This window comes from Verrucosispora sp. CNZ293 (assembly GCF_002754655.1).
The window spans coordinates 1,373,280-1,397,261 of record NZ_PEFR01000001.1; the positions used below are offsets into that span (position 1 = coordinate 1,373,280).

Annotated in this window: 19 protein-coding genes; 11 read left to right on the plus strand and 8 right to left on the minus strand. The window is 70.0% G+C overall.

Annotation, left to right across the window (positions count from 1 at the left end):
- Window positions 1-7: 7 nt before the first annotated feature.
- Window positions 8-1,660: an Hsp70 family protein gene (locus CLT74_RS06255; protein ID WP_099845700.1), complete on the plus strand. Its 1,653-nt coding sequence runs from the start codon at window positions 8-10 to the stop codon at window positions 1,658-1,660.
- Here CLT74_RS06255 and CLT74_RS06260 read toward each other — a convergent pair.
- Window positions 1,614-4,997: a helicase-related protein gene (locus tag CLT74_RS06260; RefSeq protein WP_158240220.1), complete on the minus strand. Its 3,384-nt coding sequence runs from the start codon at window positions 4,995-4,997 to the stop codon at window positions 1,614-1,616. The genes CLT74_RS06255 and CLT74_RS06260 overlap by 47 nt on opposite strands.
- A 247-nt stretch (window positions 4,998-5,244) precedes the next feature.
- On the opposite strand from CLT74_RS06260, the gene CLT74_RS06265 reads away from it, so the two are divergent.
- Window positions 5,245-6,531, plus strand: coding sequence for a serpin family protein (locus CLT74_RS06265; protein ID WP_099845702.1), 1,287 nt, complete (start codon window positions 5,245-5,247; stop codon window positions 6,529-6,531).
- 2 nt (window positions 6,532-6,533) lie between these two features.
- Here the strand turns inward: CLT74_RS06265 and CLT74_RS06270 are convergent, their stop codons facing one another.
- Window positions 6,534-7,160 (minus strand): NAD(P)H-binding protein, encoded by a 627-nt coding sequence (locus CLT74_RS06270; RefSeq protein WP_099845703.1) that lies wholly within the window; start codon window positions 7,158-7,160, stop codon window positions 6,534-6,536.
- Window positions 7,157-8,080 carry an EamA family transporter gene (locus CLT74_RS06275; protein WP_486582038.1) on the minus strand — a complete coding sequence of 308 codons (924 nt, stop codon included), beginning with the start codon at window positions 8,078-8,080 and terminating at the stop codon, window positions 7,157-7,159. Before CLT74_RS06275 ends, CLT74_RS06270 begins: the two co-directional genes overlap by 4 nt.
- 79 nt (window positions 8,081-8,159) lie before the next feature.
- On the opposite strand from CLT74_RS06275, the gene CLT74_RS06280 reads away from it, so the two are divergent.
- Window positions 8,160-9,056: a LysR family transcriptional regulator gene (locus CLT74_RS06280; protein WP_099845704.1), complete on the plus strand. Its 897-nt coding sequence runs from the start codon at window positions 8,160-8,162 to the stop codon at window positions 9,054-9,056.
- Window positions 9,057-9,083: 27 nt separating this feature from the next.
- Here the strand turns inward: CLT74_RS06280 and CLT74_RS06285 are convergent, their stop codons facing one another.
- Window positions 9,084-9,743 (minus strand): NAD(P)H-dependent oxidoreductase, encoded by a 660-nt coding sequence (locus CLT74_RS06285; protein WP_099845705.1) that lies wholly within the window; start codon window positions 9,741-9,743, stop codon window positions 9,084-9,086.
- A gap of 64 nt (window positions 9,744-9,807) precedes the next feature.
- Here CLT74_RS06285 and CLT74_RS06290 point away from each other — a divergent pair, with 64 nt between their 5' ends.
- The 6 genes from CLT74_RS06290 to CLT74_RS06315 all read left to right on the plus strand — a co-directional run bounded on the left by CLT74_RS06290 (window position 9,808) and on the right by CLT74_RS06315 (window position 17,229).
- Window positions 9,808-10,197, plus strand: a complete 390-nt coding sequence (locus CLT74_RS06290) for a MerR family transcriptional regulator (RefSeq protein WP_099845706.1) — start codon at window positions 9,808-9,810, stop codon at window positions 10,195-10,197.
- 69 nt (window positions 10,198-10,266) lie between these two features.
- The gene (locus tag CLT74_RS06295) at window positions 10,267-11,406 is read left to right on the plus strand and encodes an erythromycin esterase family protein (protein ID WP_099845707.1); all 1,140 of its coding nucleotides are present in this window, start codon (window positions 10,267-10,269) and stop codon (window positions 11,404-11,406) included.
- A gap of 106 nt (window positions 11,407-11,512) precedes the next feature.
- Window positions 11,513-13,057, plus strand: coding sequence for an arabinofuranosidase catalytic domain-containing protein (locus tag CLT74_RS06300; protein ID WP_099845708.1), 1,545 nt, complete (start codon window positions 11,513-11,515; stop codon window positions 13,055-13,057).
- 126 nt (window positions 13,058-13,183) lie between these two features.
- Entirely contained in the window at window positions 13,184-14,797 is a 1,614-nt protein-coding gene (locus CLT74_RS06305; protein ID WP_099851404.1) for a flavin monoamine oxidase family protein, read from the plus strand.
- Window positions 14,798-14,930: 133 nt separating this feature from the next.
- A complete protein-coding gene (locus CLT74_RS06310; protein WP_099845709.1) occupies window positions 14,931-16,733 on the plus strand; it encodes a RyR domain-containing protein in 1,803 nt (600 codons plus the stop codon).
- On the plus strand, window positions 16,723-17,229 hold the full coding sequence (locus tag CLT74_RS06315; RefSeq protein ID WP_099845710.1) for a hypothetical protein: 507 nt from the start codon (window positions 16,723-16,725) through the stop codon (window positions 17,227-17,229). Before CLT74_RS06310 ends, CLT74_RS06315 begins: the two co-directional genes overlap by 11 nt.
- A 51-nt stretch (window positions 17,230-17,280) precedes the next feature.
- Here CLT74_RS06315 and CLT74_RS06320 read toward each other — a convergent pair whose 3' ends face one another.
- Window positions 17,281-19,941: a caspase, EACC1-associated type gene (locus CLT74_RS06320; protein WP_099845711.1), complete on the minus strand. Its 2,661-nt coding sequence runs from the start codon at window positions 19,939-19,941 to the stop codon at window positions 17,281-17,283.
- Window positions 19,942-19,956: 15 nt separating this feature from the next.
- Window positions 19,957-20,382 (minus strand): hypothetical protein, encoded by a 426-nt coding sequence (locus CLT74_RS06325; RefSeq protein ID WP_099845712.1) that lies wholly within the window; start codon window positions 20,380-20,382, stop codon window positions 19,957-19,959.
- Window positions 20,383-20,604: 222 nt separating this feature from the next.
- Here CLT74_RS06325 and CLT74_RS06330 point away from each other — a divergent pair, with 222 nt between their 5' ends.
- Both CLT74_RS06330 and CLT74_RS06335 read left to right on the plus strand, forming a co-directional pair.
- Complete coding sequence (locus tag CLT74_RS06330; protein ID WP_099845713.1) at window positions 20,605-21,720, plus strand: sialidase family protein; 1,116 nt, start codon at window positions 20,605-20,607, stop codon at window positions 21,718-21,720.
- Window positions 21,717-22,019, plus strand: coding sequence for a MoaD/ThiS family protein (locus CLT74_RS06335; RefSeq protein ID WP_099845714.1), 303 nt, complete (start codon window positions 21,717-21,719; stop codon window positions 22,017-22,019). Before CLT74_RS06330 ends, CLT74_RS06335 begins: the two co-directional genes overlap by 4 nt.
- Before the next feature lie 24 nt (window positions 22,020-22,043).
- Here CLT74_RS06335 and CLT74_RS06340 read toward each other — a convergent pair whose 3' ends face one another.
- Together CLT74_RS06340 and CLT74_RS06345 are read right to left on the minus strand one after the other, a co-directional pair.
- Window positions 22,044-22,670: a response regulator transcription factor gene (locus CLT74_RS06340; protein ID WP_099845715.1), complete on the minus strand. Its 627-nt coding sequence runs from the start codon at window positions 22,668-22,670 to the stop codon at window positions 22,044-22,046.
- Window positions 22,667-23,980: a histidine kinase gene (locus tag CLT74_RS06345; RefSeq protein WP_099845716.1), complete on the minus strand. Its 1,314-nt coding sequence runs from the start codon at window positions 23,978-23,980 to the stop codon at window positions 22,667-22,669. The genes CLT74_RS06340 and CLT74_RS06345 overlap by 4 nt, the downstream gene beginning before the upstream one ends.
- Window positions 23,981-23,982 lie beyond the last annotated feature (2 nt).

Genomic DNA, 23,982 nt, shown 5'->3' on the forward strand with positions numbered 1-23,982 from the left:
TGCTCACATGGGGGGAGCCCACGGCCACGCCGTCGGGGTTGACTTCGGCACGTCCACCTCACTGGTGGCGACTCGGGCGGGGCGCCGGCCGGTGGAAATTGCGCCATTAGGCCGTACCACTCGTTGGTTTCCGTCCGTGGCGGGCTACCGCGGCGAGACGCTGCTGATCGGTGAGGACGCTGACGCGCTTCCGAGCGACCAGGTGATCCGTTCGGTCAAGCGGGCCATCACCGAGAACACGGAGACGATCTCGCTCCCCAGTGTGGACGGACAGCAGGCCGTTGCTGCGGACGAGGTGATCATCGCGGTACTGACAGAGATCGGCGAGCGGGCGGAGCGGGCAGGTGAGCCGCTTACTGCCGAGCGGGAGTTTCGGCTGGGCTGCCCGGCGATGTGGGACGGGCCACAGCGGCAACGCCTGCTCGACCTGGCGGCCAAGGCAGGCCTGCCGGTCGAGGACTCCGCCCTCGTCGACGAACCGATCGCCGCCGGCATCGCCTGGGTCACCCATCGGTTCCTCGCGTATGGGGAGCGCCCGGAAGGCCGGCTGCTCGTCTTCGACATGGGCGGCGGCACCCTGGACATCGCTGTGCTCGACGTCGTCGGCGGTGCTCACCCGGAGGTGTCGGTGCTCACCGCGCTGGGCACGGCGTACGCGGGTGACATGCTCGACCACGCGATCGCCCGGCACCTATTCGAGGACCTTGGCGGGCGCGGTTTCGACCTCGAGGCCGCCCCACATCCGGAGTTGGTGCGGGCACTCGTGCTCCGCGCGGCCCGCGACACCAAGGTGAGCCTCTCCCGGCTCCCGGAGCACCGGATTGTGTTGCCGTCGCGAGGGATCGGACGGTTGCCTGTGCTGACTTACACCCGTGAGCGGTTGGAGGATGCTTTCCGACCGCAGATGGACGCCGCCGAGCAGTTGGTCTGGGCCGCCCTGCGCGCCGCCCGGCTGACCGAGCGCGGCAACCGGTCGCCCTCCGAGTTGCGCGGGCTCGGACCGGCGGAGCTGAGCCGCGACATTGACTACGTGCTGCTCGCCGGTGGTATGAGCCGCATTCCGTACGTGGAGCGACGCATCGGCGCCCTTTTTCCGAATGCGCAGGTGTTCGACAACGCCGGCGTGGAGCCCGACGAGGCGATCGTGGCCGGTCTCGCCGACACTGCGGGCTACGAGCGACTCAACCTGCACCGCCCCGGCTTCGACTTCGTCGTCGAATGGGAGGAGAGCGGGCAGCTCCGGCAGGAGACCCTCTATGCCGCGTACACCCCGTTCTACGAGCCGTGGCAGGTGCTGAACGGACAGTCCGACCTCGGCTACGAATGCCACGGCCGGAACTTCCCTGGGCCGCAGCACGGCACCGGCCGCCTGCGGATACGCGCGACGAACGGGGAACCGCTCGGACTGAAGTTCGACGGCCAGACTATGGACGGTGTGAGCCTGACCTTTGGCCGCAACATGGGGTTCAAGCTCTACTGCGACGGCCGCATCCTGATCCGGCACGGCTCCGGTAAGCGGGTGCACATGCGGGTCGACCGATGGCCGGTGATCCGTGGCCGGGACCACGCGCAGTTGGTGCTGCGCAGCGCCGAAGAGACGACCCCGACGCCGCCTACTCCTTGGTATATGGAGAAGGAGTGGGCTCCGCCGATTCGATGAGGGCGACTGCAACCGCGGTCAGCGATATCTCGAGCTCCTTACGACCGGCCAGCTCGTGGCGGACTTCGGCGCGACGGGTCTGCAGGTTACGCAGTCGCCCCTCGTGCAGCCGGACGATGCTCGGCCCTCGGTTGTCGAAGCGCAGCCGCTGAAGAGTCTCCCGGGTCTTCTGAATTTGAAGGTCCAGGGAGCCTTCACGCGCTCGGATCCGTCCCTCCACTAGGGCTGCGTTCTCCTTCTGCCGGAGGCGCTCGGTAGCCCGGTGCCGTAGCGCGAGGTGCTGCTGTGCTCGGTGCCACATGGCATCGAGGTCGGTAGGCGGGGTTGACCCGCCGTCGGTGAGCGTCCCGTCGGCCAGCGCGGTGAGAATGGCATCGCCCACGTCAGGATCTGGTTGGTGCGTGTCGAGGTCGATCGCTGTCGCCCAGAGTTCGAGAAGTTTACGTAGACCGGTCGTCTCCGCGAGATCGATTGTCACCAGGTACCGCTTCCCCGGGGACAGCCCAGGCACAGCCACGGAGCCGTACCGGCGGAGTTCCAACGTCTCGTCGTCGAGTACTTCCAGGGCGAGTTTCACCAGCGGATGCCGGCCCGACAGCAGCTCGGCGTCGTACTTGCTCGCCGTCTCCGGCTGGAACGTGCACTCCAGCGGCGTCCCGTTCTGCAGTGTGGCGGCGAGCTTCGACCGGGTGAGTCGGCTGCCGCCCTCACCCACCCGGCTGGACCGCAGCCGCTCTGCCAGGTCTCTCGAACCGATCACAAGGAAGATGCCGTTCTTGTCGGGCTTGCGCCGCTTACCGCCAAGCCGCTGAAAGAGCTTGTCGAGCAGCCGCTGGATCTCGGCGGCACCGATGAAGCGGCCGTTGCCGGGTCCGGACTCCGTGAATCCCTCGATCAGTAGACCGTCGAGGCCGGACAATTGAGCTTGCGATGCCCGCAGCTCCTCGATCTCGTGTGACCGTTGCTGCATCGCCACTGCGATCCGGTCTACCTCCCGCCGCCGGCCGACCGCGTCGAGTTTCGGGTCGAGCAGCTGTTTGGTGATGTCGCCGAGATGCTCCCGCAGGATTGGCTCCAACTCGCCGATGGAGCTCTCGAATACCCCGATCCGGTGATAGAGCCGCTGGAAGATGTCCGTCTCGATCGTCCCGGGCACATGCATGTTGTAGATGAAGATCTTCTCGTGTTCCTGGCCGAACCGGTCCAGGCGTCCAATGCGCTGCTCGACCCGCATCGGGTTCCACGGCAGGTCGTAGTTCACCAGGACGTTGCAGAACTCGAAGTCCAGACCCTCCGATCCGACCTCGCTGAGCAGCAGGATTTCGAACTGCCCGTCTCGGAACTGTCGCATGATCGTTTCTCGCTCCGGCATCGGTACGCCGCCGTGCATCACGCGAACCTTGAAGTGCTCCTGCAGGCGCCCCGCCAGGTAACCGAGCGTTCGACGGAAGAACGAGAAGATCATCACTTGCGACAGGCCCGCGGCGCGGACCTTGAGCAACTCGGCGAGGAGTTGGTCGTACTTGCTATCGACCCGTAGCGGTACCGCGAGCGTCGGGACGTCCAGCAGGCCTGCTACGTCGGCCGCGATCTCCTCTTCTGGGTCGTCGACCTCCCGCCAGAAATGCTCTGGATTCCGCTCCCGGATCAACTGCTGCGAGGCCGGGATGCAGCTTGCGGCCTGCCGCAGCGGCATCTGCATCGCAAAGCCTGGGGGAGTTTTCATCTCCAGTGCTCGGCTCATGTACCAGGCGTAGACCGCGTAGTAATACGCCTGCTCCTGCTCGGTCCACACCACGTTGATGTTGCGAGCCTCCCGTACCGCCTTCTGGTCGGGGACCTCAGCCTTCCGGGTGCGGGTCAGTACGCTGCCGAGAACGTTCAGGTCGGCGAGGAGTCGCCGGGACCGGGCCACCTCGTCGTGGTCAAGTGGTCGGTCGACATCGAACAGCGAACGGAGCAGGTCACAGTCCGGTCGATCGGTGATGGTCGAGCCGAACTGGAGCGAATCCAGATCCGACAGGCGGCGTAGTAGCTGGCGCGGTGTCTTGCGCCCCTCACGGAGTAGTGACCGGGCGACGTCGTTCAAGATTTGGTTCGGCTCCAGTTGGGCCTCGAAGACTGCGCGATCACCGAAGTGGCCTTCGTCGAGCAGGCTCATCAGGTTGAACAGGTCGTTGTTGCCGAGGTTGAGCGGCGTCGCGGAGAGGAAGATCAGGTAATCGGACCAGTCGGCGAGAAGTCGTCCGAGAGCGTGCGACTTGCTCTCCCGGTTCCGCAGGTAATGGGCCTCGTCGACGATGACGAGGTCGAACCGTGGCTGAAGCTCGTTGAGCTGCTCCAGGACGCCGTCGGCTCCGCGCAGTGACTCAAGCGAAACGACGCCGTGCAGGCTGGGCTCGTCTCCGTCTCCCAGTCGTTCGGCAAACGCAGCGAGGTCGCGTGGCCGGAGGATCTCGAGCTGGCGATCGAAGCGCCGACCCATCTCCGCCTTCCACTTGAGGGTCAGCACCGCTGGGGCGACAACAAGGACCCGGTCCAGTCGCGATCGCTGCTCCAACTCGCTCCAGATGAGGCCCGCCTCAATCGTCTTGCCGAGACCCACCTCGTCGGCGATTAGCAGCCGCCCCGATGATCCGTTGAGCACCTTCAATACTGGCTTGAACTGGTACGCCCGGAACAGGGTCTTGCTGGAGGCGAACGAGTACAGCGTGTCCGTCAGCGGGTGGCGTAGCTTCGTCCAGGTCAGAGTGAGGGACAGATCCTCGGCGCCGACCGGCGGTTGCGACAGCCAGAAGGCGGGGTCTCGCGGGTCGCCGACCACAAGTACGAGAGCATCTTCGTTGTAGCGCTTGATTTCGCCGTGCAGGTCGACCTGGTACTGGTATGTGCCGGCCAGTGACAAGGCCCCCTTGACGCGGCCGATACCGCCAGCGCCACTCCTGGTGCGGACCATGTCGCCACGTCGGAACTTCGCTCGCCCAGCGAACGCTTCGGCCTCCGGCCACAGAGTCTCGTACACGATGCCGACGTTCACCAGGTGCCCGTCTTCGGCGTACCGGGACCGAGCGCTCTCTGGCCGTGCTGGCTCGCCGCCAGATGTGATGATGGCAGCATGCCACGAGTCGGCGCGCTTGAGGGCGTATACGCCCTGACGGAGCAGCCGTCGGACCAAGGGGTTCGCTGGCGTCTGCCGCACCTCGCTGGCGAGCGTGCTCACCACATCCCGATCGCGTTCGGGTACCTCACCGACAACGAGGCATGTGACCGGGTTGAGCTGCGTTAACCAGTCGAAGCGGTGCTGTGGCGGCTCGTACCGAAGGTCGTCCTCGACCACGCCCTGGCTCCCGTCCTGCCCGCGTACGTTGAGCCTCGATCCTTGTAGAGGGAGAGTTGCTGTTGCAGAGCCGGTCGTGCAAAAGCCAGTCCGCCGTTTGTGTCGGCCGTCGCCCGCATTCGCATCGCGTGTTCTGCCGCTGCCTGATGGGCGGACACCGTACGCAAGTAACGAACATTGGTTAACTTCGATGCATACTGGACCTTCTCTCGCCACGTCCCCGTAACACTGCACTACCGTCGCAGACATGGTCTCGCGTCGATCGATTCTTGGGGCGGTGCCACTCGCCGCCGTCGCCCTCACCGCCACCCCAGGTCACGCCCGGCTCAACGGGTCATCCGCCTCGACCGTCCCGGTACGCGTACCTCCCGACCCGGCCACGATGCAGGCTGCCGCGTCAGCGGTACGCGGCTTCACCGCCGACCTCTACCGCACGATCGCGTCGAGCCATGCGGGCGGCAACGTGGTGTGCGCGCCGTACTCGGTCCAACTGGCCCTCGCGATGGCCAGGGCGGGCGCCGGATCGACCACCGCGGACGAGATGGATGCCGTGCTGCACGCGCCGCATCCACGGCCCGGCGCGCTCGACAGCGGGCTGAACACCGTCGACCAGTCGCTCGCCGCACGGTTCCAGGATGGCGACGGAGTGCGGCAGCCCCGGGTGACCACCGCCAACGCCGTGTGGACCCGGCTCGATCTGGGCCTGCGGTCCGGGTTCCAGGACACCCTGGCCGGCTACTACGGTGCTGTCCCGCACCCGGTCGACTTCCGGGGCGCGCCGGAGGCGGCCCGCCAGGAGATCAACACCTGGGTGTCCGATCGGACCAACGCGAAGATCCCGGAGCTGTTGGCCCCGGACTCGGTGCGCTCCGACACCAGCCTGATGCTCACCAACACGGCCTACCTGAAGGCGGCCTGGTACTACCCCTTCCGGGCGTCGGCCACCATGGACGAACCGTTCACCCGGGACGACGGCACAGTCGTCCAGGTGCCGATGATGCGCGGCCCGTTCGACCGGATGGGGCACGTCCTGGGTGACGGTTGGCGGGCGGTCGACGTGCCGCTCGCGGGTGACGGGCTGGCCATGGCAATTGTCATGCCGACCCGCGACAACCTCGCCGCGGTCGAGGCGAACCTCGACGCGGCGTGGCTGGGCGCATTGTTCGCAGGCTTCCAGTTCACCGACATTCAACTGCGGATGCCCCGGTGGACGTTCCGCCTGCCGGCCCAGTTGGGCGCCGCGCTGAGCGGGCTCGGCATGCCCACGGCGTTCACGCCGTACGCCGACTTCACCGGCATGAGCACCACCGACCCGGCGCTGTGCATCGACGACGTGGTGCACGAGACGTTCATCGGGGTGGACGAGAAGGGTGTCGAGGCGGCCGCCGCGTCGGCAGTCATCATCCGGCCGCCGTCGATCCCGCAGGGACCGCAGTTCTTCGTGAACCGGCCGTTCCTGTACGTCATCCACGACCGGGTCACCGGCGTACCGCTGTTCCTCGGCCGGGTACACGACCCGCTGGTCACCGGCTGAACTCAGTAGCCGACGGTGAAGTGGCGATCCCCGCCGGGCCGCTCCACCTCGTCGACGACGGCGACGGCGAGGTCTTCCGCCGAGATCCGGGACGAGCCGTCCGGTGCCACCACGAGGGCGGTGCCGCCGCGTCGGTATCGGCCGGTACGTGCCCCGGGTTCGAGGAGGGCGGGTGGGCTCAGGTAGACCCAGTCGGCGGCGTGGGTCCGGCAGACGTCCAGCTGGGCCGCGCTCGCGGCGGCGATGTCGCGTACGGCCGGCGGTACGTACCGGGGGTCGTCGAGCACCGACCCGCCGGACGGACTGAGCAGCGGTGCGGAACCGCCGACCAGCAGGATGCGGATTCCGGTCGCGGCGGCGGCGTCGAGCAGGGCGTGGGTGGTCGCGGTGACGGTGCTTTCCGCGCCTGGCGCGGGGCGGGTGGCGCCCACGATCACGTCGGCGTCGGTGAACAGCCGCTTCATCTGGTCGACGTCCATGGCGTCGCCCCGTGCGGCGATCACCGCGGGTGGCAGGGTGGCCGGTCGTCGGCCTCGGAAGACGGCTGTCACGTCGTGCCCTCGATCGAGGGCTTCGCGGACGACGCGCGAGCCGACCATGCCGGTGGCTCCGACGACAGTGATCCTCATTTGTTGATCCTTTCCTTGGTGAGTGTGGTGGTGGCCTTGGCGCGCGTCGGGCTGACCTGGCCTGCGACGATTGCGGCGAGGCAGAGGACGAAGCCGGCCGCCTGGATCGGGGTGAGCAACTCGTCGAGCAGCAGCGCGCCGAGCAGGGCCGCCACCATCGGCGACAGCAGGGTGAGCACCGCGACGGAGGTGACCGGCAGCGTGGCGATGCCGCGGAACCACAGGATGTAGGCGAGCAGGCCGCCGGGCAGGCCGAGCCAGAGGTAGCCGAGCGCGGCGCTGGCGTCGACGGTGGGCGGCGCCCCCTCGAAGAGCAACGTCACCGGAAGCAGGAACAGACCGCCGGCCGCGAGTTGCCAGCCGGCGAACGCCGTGGGGCCCACCCCCTCGGGTCGTCCCCATCGCTTGGTGAGTGTCACCCCGACCGCCATCGCCCCGGCGCCGCCGAGACCGGCCAGTAGTCCGATCATGTCGAAATCCGCGTCGGGGCCGATGACCAGCAGCCCGACCCCGGCGACGCCGACGATTCCCCAGGCGAAGCTCCAGGCTGACGGGCGCTGGCGCAGCAGGGTGACGGCCAGGATCGCCACGGCCAGTGGCTGCACCGCGCCCAGCGTGGCGGCCACTCCTCCGGGTAGCCGCTCGGCGGCGACGAACAGCAGCGGCAGGAACACACCGATGTTGAGTACGCCAAGCACCGCCGCCTTGAGCCACCACGTGCCGCGCGGCAGTGCCCGGCCGATCGCCAGTGCGGCCAGGCCCGCCGGCAGCGCCCGGATCAGCCCGGCGAAGAGTGGATGGCCGGCCGGCAGCAGTTCGGTGGTGACCACGTACGTCGTGCCCCACACCGCGGGCGCGAAGGCGGTCGTGGCGGTGGCGGCGAGGCGACCGGCGGTCGGAGGTGGCACCAGGTTCGTCACGCGAATCAGGATCGACGCTCCGCATTTATGAGTCCAACACATCCTTGTCAGCTCATCCATCGTGATCCACGATTGATGGATGGAGCTTCAGCAGCTGCGGTACGTCGTGGCGGTCGCCGAGACGCGGAACTTCACCCGTGCCGCCGAACGCTGTCTGGTCGTCCAGTCCGCGCTCAGCCATCAGATCGCCCGCCTGGAACGGGAACTCGGCGCCCGCCTCTTCGACCGGACGAGCCGCCGGGTGCGGATGACCCCGGCCGGTGAGGCGTTCCTCCCGGCGGCCCGTCAGTGCCTGGACGCGGCCGAGCGGGCCGCCGCCGAGGTCGCCTCGGCGGTCGGGGAGGTCCGGGGTCGACTCACCGTCGGCATGATCCCGACCGTCGCGGCGGTCGACATCCCGGCCGCGCTCGACGCCTTTCACCAGCGGTATCCGCACGTCCGCATCCGGCTGCGCGTCGGTGGCAGCGAACACCTCATCGACCAGGTCAAGGAGGGCGCCGTCGACATCGGATTTCTCGGACTTCCGGTGACCGCCCGGCCCGAAGGGGTGGTCGCCAGGCGGTTGGCGTACGACCGGCTGGTGGCCGTGGTCGCCCCCGAACATCCACTTGCCGGTCAGGCCGAGGTCGACCTCGCCCGGCTGTCCACCGAGGCGTTCGTGGACCTGCCGGCGGGCACGGCGGGGCGGGCCCAGTCCGACCAGGCGTTCGCCGCCGCCGGAGTGCACCGCGAGGTCGCCTTCGAGGTGAGCACCGTCGACTCGATGATGACCCGGCTCGTCCGGCGGCAGCTCGGCATCGCCCTGCTTCCGTCGAACTACGCGCCCCAACTGCCGGGTGTGGTCACCATCCCGGTGCGGGACGCTCCGGCCCGGATCGAGCACCTCATCTGGAACCGGACCACGCTGACCCCCGCGGCGACAGCGTTCCTCACCGAGCTGGGCATCTCAGTCTCCGACGATGGAAGCGATGGGTGACCGGGTGCCGGCTCGGCGTTCAGGCCATCAGGGGCGGTCCCGGCGCGCGTCGGCCAGCACCTCCGCCCACCAGCGCAGTTCGGCCAGGCTCGCGGTCAGGCCACGGGCGGCCTCCGCGTCCGGTGTGTAGCGGCCCTGGTCGTCCAGGGACGTCCAGGGTGCCCGCAGACCCAGGGCCCGCCGGGTGGTCACCACGCTGAGTTCGGCAAGCACCCCGCGCAGGTGTTCGATCGCCGCGTACCCGCCGTGCACGCCGTAGGCCACGATGGTCGCGGGCTTGACCCGCCACTCGCCGTAGTGCCAGTCGATCAGTCGTTTCAGCGAGGCGGGGTAGCTGTGGTTGTACTCCGGCGTGACGAACACGAACGCGTCGGCTGCGGCTATCCGGTCGGCGACCTCGCTCTTCGGCCCGCCGCCGGGATAGAGCAGGCTGTCGTCGGGCAGCTCGACCTGGGCCACGTCGATCAGGTCGACCTGAGCAGGGGCCAGGGCGGCAGCGGGGGCCAGGGCAGCAGCAGGCGCCAGGGCGGCAGCGGGCTCCGGTGCGGCGGCAGGGTTCAGGGCGGCGGCCACCCAGTGGGCGATCGTCGGCCCCATCCGGTCCTTGCGGACGCTGCCCGAGATCACGGCCAGGCGTCGGCCGGCGGCGGGGGACAGGCTGCTGTGGTGGTCGGTCGAAGTGGTCATGTCCCAGACGGTGCAGGTTCAACATATGTTGAAGTCAAGTCGCCCGCGTGCCTATCCTGCGGTCATGACAGTGCTCACGGGTTCCCCTCGTACGTTCAGCGTCGGTGAGGTCGCAGTCGACAGCGGCGTCGCGCCGTCCGCCGTCCGGTTCTACGACACCCACGGGGTCATCAACGCGGTACGCACCGCCGGCAACCAGCGTCGCTTCGACGGTTCCGCCGCGTGCCGGATCCAGGTGGCCAAACTCGCCCAGCGAGCCGGGCTGAGCGTCCGCGAGATCGCCGCCCTCTTCGCCGACCTGTCGGCCGATCCGACGCCCGACGAGTGGGCGGAGGTCGCCCGTCGGCTGGTGACCGAGGTCGAGGAGCGGGTACGCGACCTCAAGGCGCAGCTCGCGGCGATGGAGTCGGGCGGTCGATTGTGCGAAATCGGGCGGGACGATCCGGCACGGTGACTCCTCCGCGAACGTGACTGTCTCCGCGGGCTTGACTTCACCATATGTTGAACCCCGATCGTCGGGTGCATGAGTGATCTCCAAACTCCGGTCCCGTCGTCCGCCCAGCGGCTTGCCGCCCTCGTCGAGACGGCCACCATCGTCGGCCTCGGCACCAGCACCCGGGAGGCCACCGAGACCTTCCGCCTGGTCGAGGAGACCACGCACGCGCTGATCCGGCGCGGCTTCCGGGTCGTCGCGCTACTGGACAACCAGCGGGTCGGCGACCTCTACGACAGGTACGTCCGGGGCGAGGACGTCGACCTGGACGCGGCGCTCAGCCAGGCGTGGGGTCCGTGGCGGACCATCGAGATGCGCGACGCGCTGGTCCGGTTGCGCCGGCACAACGAGCGTCACCCCGACGATCGGGTAAGCGTGATCGCCGTCAACGGGCGCCGCACGCTGCCGGCCGACTACGACCGGGTCGTGGCGCTGCTCGCTCCCTCGGACCCGGCGACCGTGGCGCGGATCGGCGAGATCTTCGACGTCATCCGTACCGCCCACGACAACGGTGAGCACGTTCAACGCCTGCGCGGCACCCACCCGGGCGTGCCCTTCGTCGAACTCGCCCGCACCGCCCGCGACCTGGCCGCCCAGGTGGACGGCAGCCCGGGGCGCGACGAGGCGTTACGGCTGATCGAGGGGATCGTCGACTTCCACGCCCACGCCCTCGGCGCCGGGTACGACGCGGCAGCGGAGGAGCATGCGGCGGCCGAGCGGATCCTCGATCATCAGCGGGGTACCGGCGACCGGATCGTGTTCTGGGAGGGCAGCGCCCACGTCGCGGCGCACGGCGACACGATGATGGGCGCACACCTCAGGGCGACCCTGGGGGAGGGCTACGCGGCCGTCCACCTCACCTTCGGCCACGGCCGGATCCCCGCGACGGACATCCCGCGCCCCGTCCCGTCGTCACTTGAGGCGTTGCTGCTCCAGGAACCCGGTGAACGGGTCATCGATCTGCGCTCGGCCGCCCTCGGAAACCTCGCGGACCGGCTCGAACGGCCGTGCCGGACCCGACTGATCTCGGGTCTCTACCAGGCCGACCACGACGAGGACCACTACTACGAACTGCCCTCACTCGTCGACAGCTTCGACGTGGTCGCCTTCGTCCCCACCGTCACGCCGATCCATCCGTTGCCGCAGGAGGACGCGCCGGTAGCTGGATGACGTCAGTCGCACGAGGATCGTCGGACGTCATACAAATTATGTTTAAGTTCCTCTATGCTTCCGGGAGTCGCACCAGACCTCCACCACCACCCCGGAGGAATCCATCATGATCGTTGCGAGACGTCGCCGTCATCGTCCCCGACGGCTGGCGGCCATCGGCGCGTCAGCTCTCATCCTGGTGGGCGGGGCCATCCTGGCCCCGCAGGTCCAGGTCGCGGTCGCCGCACCGGGCGCGGTGATCGCCGAGGCCATCGTCCCGGGCCAGCGCACCGTGATCACCGGCGTGGCCTCCGGACGGTGTCTCGAGGTGCCGAACGCGAGCACCACGAACGGCATCCAGACCCAGCTGTGGGACTGCTCCGGCGCAGCCCACCAGACCTGGACCTACACCTCCGGACGGCAACTCCAGGTGTACGGCACCAAGTGCCTGGACGCCAACGGCGCCGGCACCAGCAACGGCACCCAGGTCATCATCTGGGACTGCCACGGTGGCACCAACCAGCAGTGGAACGTCAACGCCAACGGCACCATCACCGGCGTGCAGTCCGGGCTCTGCCTGGATGCCAACAACGCCGGCACCGGCAACGGCACGAAGATGATCCTCTGGTCCTGCCACGGCGGCACCAACCAGCAGTGGACCTCGCCGGCGCCCCCGCCGACGAGTCCACCGCCCACCCCGCCGGCGGGCTCGCTGCCCTGCGACATCTACGCGGCCGGCGGTACGGCGTGCGTGGCGGCGCACAGCACGACCCGGGCGCTGTACGCCGCCTACCGCGGCAACCTCTACCAGGTGCGGCGCTCGTCGGACAACACGACCCGCGACATCGGCCTGTTGACCACCGGCGGCACCGCCAACGCGGCCACGCAGGACTCGTTCTGCGCCGGTACGCAGTGCGTGATCACGGTGATCTACGACCAGTCCGGCCGGGGCAACGACCTGTGGTACCAGGGCTCCACAGTCGTCCCCGGCTCGCCGCAGAGCCGGCCCGCGATCGCCACCACCGAGTCGCTGACCGTCGGGGGCAGCAAGGCGTACTCGCTGTACATCAACCCGGGCAACAGCTACTGGCGCGACGGTCACCTGACCGGCGTGCCGACCGGCAGCGCGCCCGAGGGCATGTACATGGTGACGAGCGGTACCCACGTCAACAACGGCTGCTGCTTCGACTACGGCAACAGCGAGACCACCCGCAAGGCCGACGCGGCCGGCGCGATGGACGCGATCAACTTCAGTACCCAGTGCTGGTTCGGCGGTTGCTCCGGCACGGGCCCGTGGGTGCAGGCGGACCTGGAGTGGGGCCTGTTCCCCGGCGGCAGCCAGTCGTGGAACCCGAACCAGCGCTCCTTCCCGCACAAGTTCGTCACCGCCACCCTGAAGAACAACGGCACCACCCGCTTCGCCATCAAGGGCAGCAACGCCCAGTCCGGCAGCCTCTACACGCTCTACGAAGGACCCCTGCCGCCCGGCTACAGCCCGATGAAGAAGCAGGGCGCGATCGTCCTGGGCAGCGGTGGGGACTGCTGCAAGCCCGACGGCGGGGCCAACCTCAGCGCCGGCACCTTCTACGAGGGAGCGATGGTCGCCGGCTATCCCTCCGATGCCACCGAGAACGCCGTGCACGCCAACATCATCGCCGCCGGCTACCGCTGACGGTCTCCCGCCGCTCGCGTGGATCACCTGTCGAACCGGGCCGGTGATCCACGCGTAACAACAGAGATCCGTCGATGAAACCCACCGCTGAGATCGTCGAGCATCGATCTTGAGTGGGAGGTGGCGGTGACGATACCGACGACACGGCGACAGTTCCTCCAGGCCGTCGGGGTGTCCGGCGGGGCGGGTGTGCTCTACGGGACGATGGGCGCCCTCGGCCTGGCGCCCGCCGCGCAGGCGGCCCCACCGTTCCGGGCGCCGAACCGGTCCGACTTCACCCTGACCGGCCGGTCGGCGAAGTCCGTGCTGGTGCTCGGGGCCGGCATCGCCGGCCTGGCCACCGCGTACGAGCTGGGCAAGGCGGGCTACCGGGTGCGGCTGCTGGAGGCGCGTGACCGGCCCGGCGGACGCAACTGGACGGTGCGGGGCGGCACCACCGAGACCGACCTCGACGGGCGCACCCAGCGGGCCCGCTTCGCCGACGGCCAGTACCTCAACGCCGGACCGGCCCGCATCGCCCAGCACATGGTGACCCTCGACTACTGCCGGGAACTCGGCGTGCCGATCGAGATCTTCGGCAACCAGAACGCCGACGCCTACTACGTCAACGAGAACGCCGGAGCGCTGTCCGGCCGGCCGGTCCGGCACCGCGAGGCCAAGGCGGACGTCTACGGGTACGTCTCCGAACTGCTCGCCAAGGCCACCGACCAGGGCGCGCTCGACACCTACCTGACGGGTGAGGACAAGGAACGGCTGCTCGAGTTCCTGCGCGGCTTCGGCGCGATCGGCGGCCGGGTCGCCGACGACCCGGCGGCCAGCTGGCGGTACGCGGGCACCAACCGACGCGGCTACCTGGTGGAGCCGGGCGCCGGCTTCGAGGCGGGCACCCCGAAACTCACCCCGTACCCACTGCCTGACGTACTGGCCAGCGGCATCGGCCGTTACATCTCCTTCGAGTTCGGCTACGACCAGGCGATGCTGATGTTCCAGCCGGTCGGCGGGATGGACCGCATCGCGTACGCCCTCGAAGCGGCGGTGGGTCGCCGCCTCGTCACCTACGGTGCCGCGGTGCGGTCGATCTCCAACACCGGCTCCGGCGTCACGGTGGTCTACGACGGGCCGGGCGGCCGGACGCGTACCGCCACTGCCGACTTCTGCGTGTGCACCATCCCACCGCACGTGCTGGCGAAGATCCCGTCCAATCTCACCCAACCGGTCCGGGACGCGTTGGCCTACGCGGTCCCGAACGCCACCGGCAAGATCGGATTGCAGTACCGGCGGCGGTGGTGGGAGCAGGACGAGAACATCTACTCCGGCATCACCAACACCAACCTGGACCTCGCCACCGTCTGGTACCCCTCCTACGGCTACCACGGCGCGAAGGGCGTGGTGGTCGGCTACTACAACTTCGGCGCCAACGCCCAGGCGTACGCGGCGCTGACGCCCGCCGAGCGGGAGGCCCGCGCCGTCGCCCAGGGCGTGAAGATCCACGGCGAGGCGTACCGGACGGAACTGGAGACGTCGTTCTCGGTGGCCTGGGAACGCACCCGCTACTCCGAGGGCGGCTGGGTGTCGTGGCCCTCGCGGAGCAGCGGTCAGTACGGCCGGCTGCTGGAGCCGGACGGCCGGGTCTACTTCGCCGGTGACCACCTCAGTCACTACATCGCCTGGCAGGCCGGGGCGTTCGAGTCCGCCCGCAAGGTCGTCACCGATCTGCACGCCCGGGTCATGTCGAGCTGAACTCCGACAGCTCGACCTCGGTGAAACGGCGTCACCTGCGAAAAGCGCCTGGCCGCCGGGCACGTCGCAGGCCCTGGTGATCGATTTTGTCCAATAGCATGGCGCGCATGGTCGTAGTCCGGTGGCTGGTGCGATGACCCAGCCGGCCCCCGGTGCGGCCCGGCCCGCCGCGTGGTGGTTGCGGGTCGTCTTCGGGGTGATCGGCCTGGTCGCCTCGGTGCTCGGCTACGTCGGTCTGGAACGCCTGTCGCAGGTACGGCCCGACGCCATCGCGGACCGGTACGACATCCTCTACTACGACCTGCAACTGTTCTTCCTCAGCGCCGAACTCTTCGAGGAGCCCGGCCCCTATCCGTGGCAGTTGCAGGTGGCCCGGTTCATGGCTCCACTGTTCACCCTGCTGGCGGTCGCCGAGGCCGGTCGGTTGCTGCTGGCCGCGGAGATCCGGCGGCGGCGGGCCCGCCGGGCCAGTGGCCACGCCGTCGTCTGCGGCGACTCGCAGTTCGCGCACATGCTGGCCGACCGGCTGTACGCCGACGGCGGCCGGGTGGTCGTCGTCCGCTCCGAACCGTTCGGGCCCCTGGAGTACCGGCGACGCCGCTACCTCGGCGTGGTCGGCGATCCGACGAACGACGAGGTGCTGCGGGGCGCCGGCCTGCCCCGGGCACACACCGTCTACGCCTGCACCGACGACGACGACCGCAACCACGCCATCGCGAACACCGCCAACCGGTTGATCCAGGACCGGCGGCACCCACCCCGGGTGTACGTGCAGGTCCACGACCCGGAGATGTGCCTGTCGTTGCAGGCCCGGCGGCTCGGTGCCGCCGGGTCCAGCCGGCTGCGGTTGGACTACTTCCACGTCGACGACATCGCCGCCCGGGCGCTGCACCGGCACCACCCGCTGCCGTCGGCGCCGGACCGGCCGACGACAGTGCTCATCGCCGGTGACGGCAGCTTCCGCCGGGCCCTGCTGGTGGAGACCGCCCGGCACTGGCGGGCGTACCAGGCCGACCAGGGTGGGCCCGACCGCCGGCTGCGGGTGGACCTGGTGGCACCGGACGCCCGCGCCGAACTCGCCCTCGCCACCTCCCGCTATCCGTTCCTGAACGACGTCTGCCGGCTCGCCGGGTACGACCGCGACATCGACGGGCTGATCGGGTTGGACCAGTTCGCCCCCGGCAGCTACGACCGCATCTACATCTGCGCCACCGACGAGATCAGCGGCCTGCGCTTCGCGCTGGACACCCCGGCGCTCTGGCGCGGGGCGCGCAGCATCGTCTTCGTGCCGGTCTACCGGCAGGCGGCGCTCGCCGCCGCGTTCCACGGCGACGCCCGCCACGACCTGCTCGACGAGGTGCACGGCAAGCTGCGGCTGTACCCGGTGCTGACGCAGGCCTGCGACGCCCGGCTGATCGCCGAGGACCTCACCGAACGACTCGCCCAGCAGATCCACAGGCGGTACCTGCACGCCCAGCAGCGGGCCGGGGTACGCCTCGGCGCCGCGCCAGCCATGGTGCCCTGGTCCCGGCTGCCGGAGTCGCTGCGCCGCGCCAACCGCAGCCACGTCCAGGACATCGCCGCCAAACTGCTGAACCTGGGTTGCGTGGTGGCCCCCCGGCAGGGCGGTGCCGGTGACGCCTCGGCCGCCGGCCGGGCCATCGACGACCGGATCGAGCAACTGGCCCGGCTGGAACACGAACGGTGGTGCCGGGAGCGGCGCTCCGAGGGGTGGACGTACGGTGAGCCGCGCGACGACGTCCGGCGCCGGCATCATCTGCTGCGACCGTGGGACGAGCTGCCACCGGCAGCAAAGGAACAGAACCGGGAGGAGATCCGGGCCTTGCCCGATGTGCTGTCCGACAGTGGATTCGAGTTGATCCGGCTGAGTCCGGCGGTACCCGTCCAGCGGGAGGGAGCGGCCGATGCCGCCTGAACGGGAACCGGTCCGGGTCGGGGTCACCGGGCACATCAACCTGACCCCGGCCACCGAACGGCTGGTCGCCGAGGCGATCCGGATCGAGCTGGGCCGGATCAGCGACCGGCCGGTGCACGGGGTCACCTGCCTGGCGGCGGGTACCGACCAGATCTTCGCCCGTGCGGTCCTGGACGGCGGTGGCACGTACGAGGTGATCCTGCCGGCCCCCGACTACCGGGACACCATCGCCCCGGCTGCTCGGGGCACCTTCGACGAGCTACTGGCCAGCGCCACCCGGGTCCTGCACACCGGCCACCGCACCGCCGGCACCGCCGCCTACGTGGCCGCCAACCGGGAACTGCTGCTGCGGGTGCAGCAGCTGCTGGCGGTCTGGGACGGCAAGCCGGGCTGCCACGACGCGTCGACCGACCGGACCGTCGGCTGGGCCCGCGAGCGGGGCATCCCCACCACGGTCATCTGGCCCGCCGACGCGCGGCGGTCCAGCACCGGATGAGCCCGCAGCCGCCGCCCACGGTGAGAGGCAATGGCGTCCTCGGACGGATAATCATGTCGCGGTGACATGACGCTCGGACGAGCTGTCTCCCGCCGCCGTGGTGTCCGTTTCTCGGCCTGCGGCCACCGAGAGCCAGAAGACGCCGTGACCGGCGACGCCGAGGTCGTACTCGCCCGAGTCCGGCACCCGCGGGAACTCGGCCCCGCCCATCAGTTCCCGGGGCCGGCGACCGACGTGCGAGGTCAGGGCCAGTGTCGTGGTCTGCGGGTAGCGGGAGAAGTTGAACAGGCACAGCACCTCGTCGCCGGATTCACCGCGCAGGAACGCCAGCACGGCTGGGTTCGTGGAACGGACGATCCGGCAGCCGGGTCGGGAGAACGCCGGCCAGGCGTGCCGGGTCTCGATCAGCTTCTCGACCACATGCAGCAGCGACGACCGCGAACGGAGCTGGTTCTCCACGTTGACCGCCATGTAGCCGTAGATCGACTCGTGGATCGGGGGAGCCGGCAGGTTCTCCGGCTGCGCCACCGAGAAGCCGCCGTTGCGGTCCGGAGCCCACTGCATGGGCGTGTTGAACGCCAGGTGGCCCGGTAACGCCAGGTTCTCGCCCATGCCGATCTCGTCGCCGTAGTACAGCACCGGCACGCCGGGCATTGACAGCAGCAGGGCGAAGGCGAGCTCCAGCTGCCCCCGGTCGTCGTTGAGCAGGGTCGCCGTGCGTCGCCGGATGCCCGTCGCGCCCCGCATCCGGGCCAGCGGCGCGTACGCGTGCAGCAGGTCGTCGCGTTCCCGTTCGTGCAGCAGACCCAGTGACATCTCGTCGCCGTTGCGCAGGAACACCGCCCAGTGCCGGTCGGCCGGCTGGTCGTCCATCTGCGCCAGCACCCGGGACACCGGCCGGTGCGCCTCCCGCCGCATCGCCAGCAGCAGGCTCGGCATCAGCGAGGCGTACATCACCAGGTGGCACTCGGGGTGCTCGGCGGTGCCGAAGTAGGCGCCGGCCCCCTCCGGCCAGTCCTCGCTCCAGGCGATCAGGATCCGGCCCGGGTACGTCGCGTCCAACCAGGATCGCAGCTCGCGTAGGTAGCCGTGGGTCTCGTCGAGCCCTTTGCTGGAGGTGCCGCTGCGCTCGAACAGGTACGGGACGGTGAGCAGGCGTAGCCCGTCGACGCCCTGGCGGAGCCAGAAGGCCATCACGTCGCGCATCGCCGTGCGTACCTCGGGCGCGTCGTAGTTCAGGTCCGGCTCGGACCGGCTGTAGCGGTGCCAGTAGTACTGGCGGCGGCGGGTGTCGTAGGTCCATCCCGCGCCGTGGCTGCCGAGTGGGTCGTCGGCCTCGGCGTAGCCCTCGCCGCTGTCGCTCCAGACGTAGAAGTCGCCGTACGGTCCGGTCGGGTCGCTGCGGGAGGCCTGAAACCACTGATGCTTGTCGCTCGTGTGGTTGAGGACCAGGTCCAGCACCACCCGCAACCCCTGCCGGTGGGCCAGGCTGAGCAACTCCAGCAGGTGCGACGGCGCGCCGAGGCCCTCGTCGATCGCCTCGAAGTCGGCGGCCGCCCGACCGTCCACGGGCGACGGGGCCGCCATGATCGGGTTGAGCAGCAGGCAGTCGACCCCGAGGCGGCGCAGGTAGTCCAGCTTCTCGGTGACACCCCGCAGGTCACCGTGGCCGTCGCCGTCGGAGTCGTAGAAGAACCGGACGTTCACCTCGTAGAAGGTGCTGCCGGCCGCCCAGCCCGGCTCGCCCAGCGGTTCCGGTGGCCCGGGATCCTCCGTCACCTCGGCCCGGGTCACCCGCAGTCGGCCCGAGAGGGCCTGCCGGGCGCGCTCGGCCACCCGCTCCGCCGGATCCCGTTCCAGGCTCTCCAGCGTCTCGAAGGCGGCAACCAGCTGTTCCCGGCTGCGCTGGTGGCCGTACGCCCAGTTGCTCAGCTCGTCCACGGCCAGCACCCGCGCTGCCGCCAGCCGGCTGCGGGTGAGCGCCAGCAGCTCCTCCGGGATCAACTCGGGCCGGCGCGGCGCGTTGCTGAGGATGAGGTCCCCGACGCCGGCGGCGCGCATCTGGGGGGTCTGCCGGCGTTCCCGGTCGACCATGCGCACGGCCGCGTACTCGAAGGCCTCCCGCACGCTGATGATCCCGTTGCCGTCCCGGTCGGCGCCGCCGGTGCGCAGACCTTCCAGGAACGGACCGGAGAACGCCGACGGCAGCGCGTGCTGCTTGTGGCCGTCACCCTCGTGGGCCAGCTCGGTCGCCCCGGCGGAGACCACGACGATCCGACTGCGGTCGCCGCGCTGTTTGAGGTCGCCGAAGGCGCCCGCGTGGCAGCAGTCGAGGATCAGCACCAGTTCGCTGGCACGGCACTCGTCGACCCAGTGGCGGAACTCGTCGGTGGGCACCGAGGTGGGTGGGAGCCGGTCCGGGTCGGTGTCGGTGGCGGTGAGGTAGAGCCGGTGATCGTGGTGCAGCCGCCCGTGGCCGGAGTAGTAGACGAGCAGGAAGTCGTGCGGATCGGCGCTGGTCAGAAAGTCGTAGAGGGTGAGCTGGAGGCGGTGCGAGTCGGCGTCCAGGAGATCGCGTACGTCGTCGAAGGCGCCGAGCGTCGGATCCCGCAGCAGCCGGGCCCAGTCCTTCAGGTCGCTGGCGGGGGAGTCGAGGGCGGGCAGCGCCTCGTTGGCGTAGCTGCCCACCCCGACCAGCAGCGCCCGCTTCACGGTGACCCCGCCCGGTCAGTCACCGTCGACCTTCTCGGGTACGGCCGCCGTACCCTGCCGGGGCACCGACACCGACTTGATCAGCTCGGCCAGGGTCTTCTCCGACACGTCCCGGACGTCGATCTCGGTGCCGTCGGGGAGGGTCATGCGTAGCCGCTTGCCCTTGTTACGTTCCTGAAAGCGCTTGATGACCTCGGCCAGGTGCCGGATGTCCGCCGCCGCCCGCTTGACCGTCGGCACGGTGAACACGGCGAGGGCGATCATCCCGAAGATGTAGCTCGCGGTGTCCCGGGTGCCCGGCGCGGCCTCAGCTGTCAACTCGTTGGCCTCGACACCCGGAAGCTGGTTCAGGTGGTCCTTGAGGTGGCGTGCCTGCTCGGCCAGTTCCTCGTCGCTGACCGGCCCGTCCGACGCGACCTGCAAGATCAATCCATCGATCATGATCCCATCGTGGTCGGTGGCACTACGCGGTGCAAGGGCCGCCACGGCGGGATACGGGTCAGGGCCGGATGTGACGGGCATCCGACAGAAGCCGTGTGATTCTGACAGGTGCCGGTTGCTGTCCGTTTCGCTGATGCCAATTCGTCGTACCTGGGGAGTAGACCGACCAGGACCGATCCATGTCGGGGCCGCGGAGCCCCGACGAAAGCGAGAGGAACCAATATGAGTGGTGTACGCGTGCTGGTGGGGACGCGCAAGGGCGCGTTCATCCTGACCGCCGACGGCAGACGCGACAGCTGGACTGTCGACGGGCCGCACTTCGGCGGCTGGGAGATCTACCACCTCACCGGGTCGCCGGCCGCCCCGGACCGGCTCTACGCCTCCCAGTCCGGCGGCTGGTTCGGGCAGCTGATCCAGCGCTCCGACGACGGCGGGCGGACCTGGAGCACAGTCGACAACGACTTCGCCTACGCCGGCGACGTCGGCGACCACCTCTGGTACGACGGAACCCCGCGGCCGTGGGAGTTCAAGCGCATCTGGCACCTCGAACCGTCCCGCGACGACCCGGACACCGTCTACGCGGGCGCTGAGGACGCGGCGCTCTACGTGTCAAACGACGGCGGCGGCAAGTGGACCGAGCTGACCGCGCTGCGCACCCACCCGAGCGGGCCGTCCTGGCAACCCGGCGCGGGCGGCCTCTGCCTGCACACGATCATCCTGGACCCGGTCCACCAGGGCCGGATCTACACCGCCATCTCGGCGGCCGGCGCGTTCCGCAGCGACGACGGCGGCACCAGCTGGCTGCCGATCAACAAGGGGCTGCGCTCGGGGGAGATTCCCGACCAGGACTCCGAGGTCGGCCACTGCGTGCACCACATCACCCAGCACCCGTCGCGCCCCGACACCCTGTTCATGCAGAAGCACTGGGACGTCATGCGAAGCGACGACGCCGGGGCGAACTGGCGCGAGGTCAGCGGCAACCTGCCGTCCGACTTCGGCTTCCCGATCGCGGTGCACGCCCACGAGCCGGAAACCATCTACGTGGTGCCGATCAAGAGCGACTCCGAGCACTACCCGCCGGAGGGCCGGTTGCGCGTCTACCGCAGCCGGACCGGCGGCGACGAGTGGGAGCCGCTGACCGACGGGCTGCCGCAGGCGGACTGCTACGTCAACGTCCTGCGCGACGCGATGGCCGTCGACACGCTCGACCCCTGCGGCATCTACTTCGGCACCTCCGGTGGCCAGGTCTACCGCTCCGCCGACGGCGGCGACAGCTGGGCGCCGATCGTCCGGGACCTGCCGCCAGTGCTCTCGGTGGAAGTCCAGGTGCTGCCGTGATCCGGGTCGTCCTCCCGGCCCACCTGAAGACCCTCGCCGGGGTGACCGGTGAGGTGCGTGTCGAGGTGGCCGGCCCCGGGCCGGCCACCCAGCGCCTGGTGCTCGACGCCATCGAGGCCCGCTACCCGATGCTTCTCGGCACCATCCGGGACCGGCACAGCGGCACGCGCCGCGCCTTCGTCCGCTTCTACGCCTGCGAGGAGGACCTGTCCAACAACTCACCCGACACGCCCCTGCCCGACCGGGTCGCCGCCGGTGAGGAGCCGTTCATCGTCCTCGGCGCGATGGCCGGCGGATAGCGCGCCGCGGGGCGGTGGGCGCGGTCAGACGCCCCGGGCGAACAGCGCCAGACGCACCCGGTTGGGGCTGTCCGTCTTGGTCATCAGGCTGGTGATGTGGGACTTGACGGTGGTGACGCCGATGTGGAGCCGTTCGGCGATCTCACCGTTGGACAGGCCGTCGGCGACCAGGTCCAGCACCTGCTGCTCCCGGGCGGTCAGCCCGGCGACCGGCGACGGCGTCCCGGTCCGGGCGTGCACTGCGCGGTCCACCAGCCGCCGCAGCACCTCCTGGCTGAACGGGCTGTCGCCGGCTGCGGCGCGGCGCACCCCGTCCAGCAGATCGGTCGGCGGTGCGTCCTTGAGCAGGAACCCGCAGGCACCGGCCGTCAACGCCGGGTAGAGGTGGTCGTCGTCGCCGAACGTGGTGAGCACCAGGACGCGGGCACCGGGCCGGTCGGCGAGGATCCGGGTGGTCGCGGAGATTCCGTCGACGCCCGGCATGCGCAGGTCCATCACCACGACGTCGGGTACCAGCCGGGCGGCCAGGGCGATGGCGTCGCGGCCGTTGTCGGCCTCGCCGACGACCTCGATGTCGGGCTGGGCCTCGCAGAGCATGCGCAGACCGGCCCGGATGAGGTGCTGGTCGTCGACCAGCAGCACCCGGATCACGCGCGCTCCGTCGTACGGCGGCCGGCACGGGTCTGATCCGGCACGGCCGCCGGTGCCGTCTCCGGCAGGCCGGCCGGGGCGTCCGACCCCGACGGCGGGACCGGACTGCCGCCGATCGTCGGTGCCGAGGGAGGCGTCCGGGCCACCCGGTGGCCGGCGGGCAGCACGGTGGCGACCCGCCACCCCGTGCCGGTCGGGCCGGCGGTCAACCGGCCGCCGAGCACCTCCACCCGTTCCCGCATGCCGGTGATGCCGTGACCACCACCGGCCGGCACGGTGACCGGCAGCCAGCCACGCCCGTCGTCGGTCACCTCCCAGTGGACCGCCCCGTCGACCACGCTCACCGACAGGTGCGCCACCGCGTCCGCACCGGCGTGCTTCGCCACGTTCGTCAACGCCTCCTGGCTGAGCCGCAGCACCGCGAGGCCGCGTACCGCGTCGAGGGTGCCGACCGTCGGGTCGATGTCGGCGACCACCGTGACACCCGCCTGGCGGGCCCGGTCCACCGCGCCGCCGAGCGCGGCCGGCAGCGCGGACGGTTCGATGGCGGTGAGCGCGGCGTCCCCGCGTACGCCGTCGGGGTCGCGCAGCACCGCGACCAGCCGGCGCAGGTCGGCGAGGGCGGCGGCGCCGGTGCCGTGCACGTCGTCGAAGACCGCGCTCACCCGGGGGTCCAGGTCGGTCAGTACGTGCCGGGCCACCCCGACGCGCAGCACCATCGACGCCACGTGGTGTGCGACCACGTCGTGCAGTTCCCGGGCGATGGCGCTGCGCTCGTCGGCCCGCGCGGCCCGACTCTCCGACTCGCGTCGCCGCTGCTCCTCCTCGGCCCGCCGCCGCGACTGCTGCCCGAGTTCCCGGGTGGTCCGGATGACCAGCCCGAGCAGCAGCGGTACGCCGACCTCCGGGAGCAGCCCGAACACACCGGAGAGCAGACGCGGCAGCGGATCACCTATCGAGTCGGTCAGGTCGACAATGGCCAGCAGCCCCGCCGCCAGCCAGATGGTCCGGCCCCGGCGGGCGGCCATCGTCAGTTCGAGCAGCGCCCAGCTGGCACCCACCTGGTTGATCATGAAGTCGTCGACCAGCCAGATCGCCACCGCCAGCAGCACGGCCTGTACCGGCAGGTTGACATGTGGCCGGTGGTGCAGCGACAACCCGGCCGCGAAGGCGAGCACCGCGAGGATCAACTGGGTGTTCGTCGGCGCGACCGGGGCGCCGACGAGCAGATAGCCCAGGCCCGACAGGATGAGCAGCACCATCCGCGCGAGGCTGTCGCGCGCGTCGAACAGCCGCCCCAACCAGCCCACGG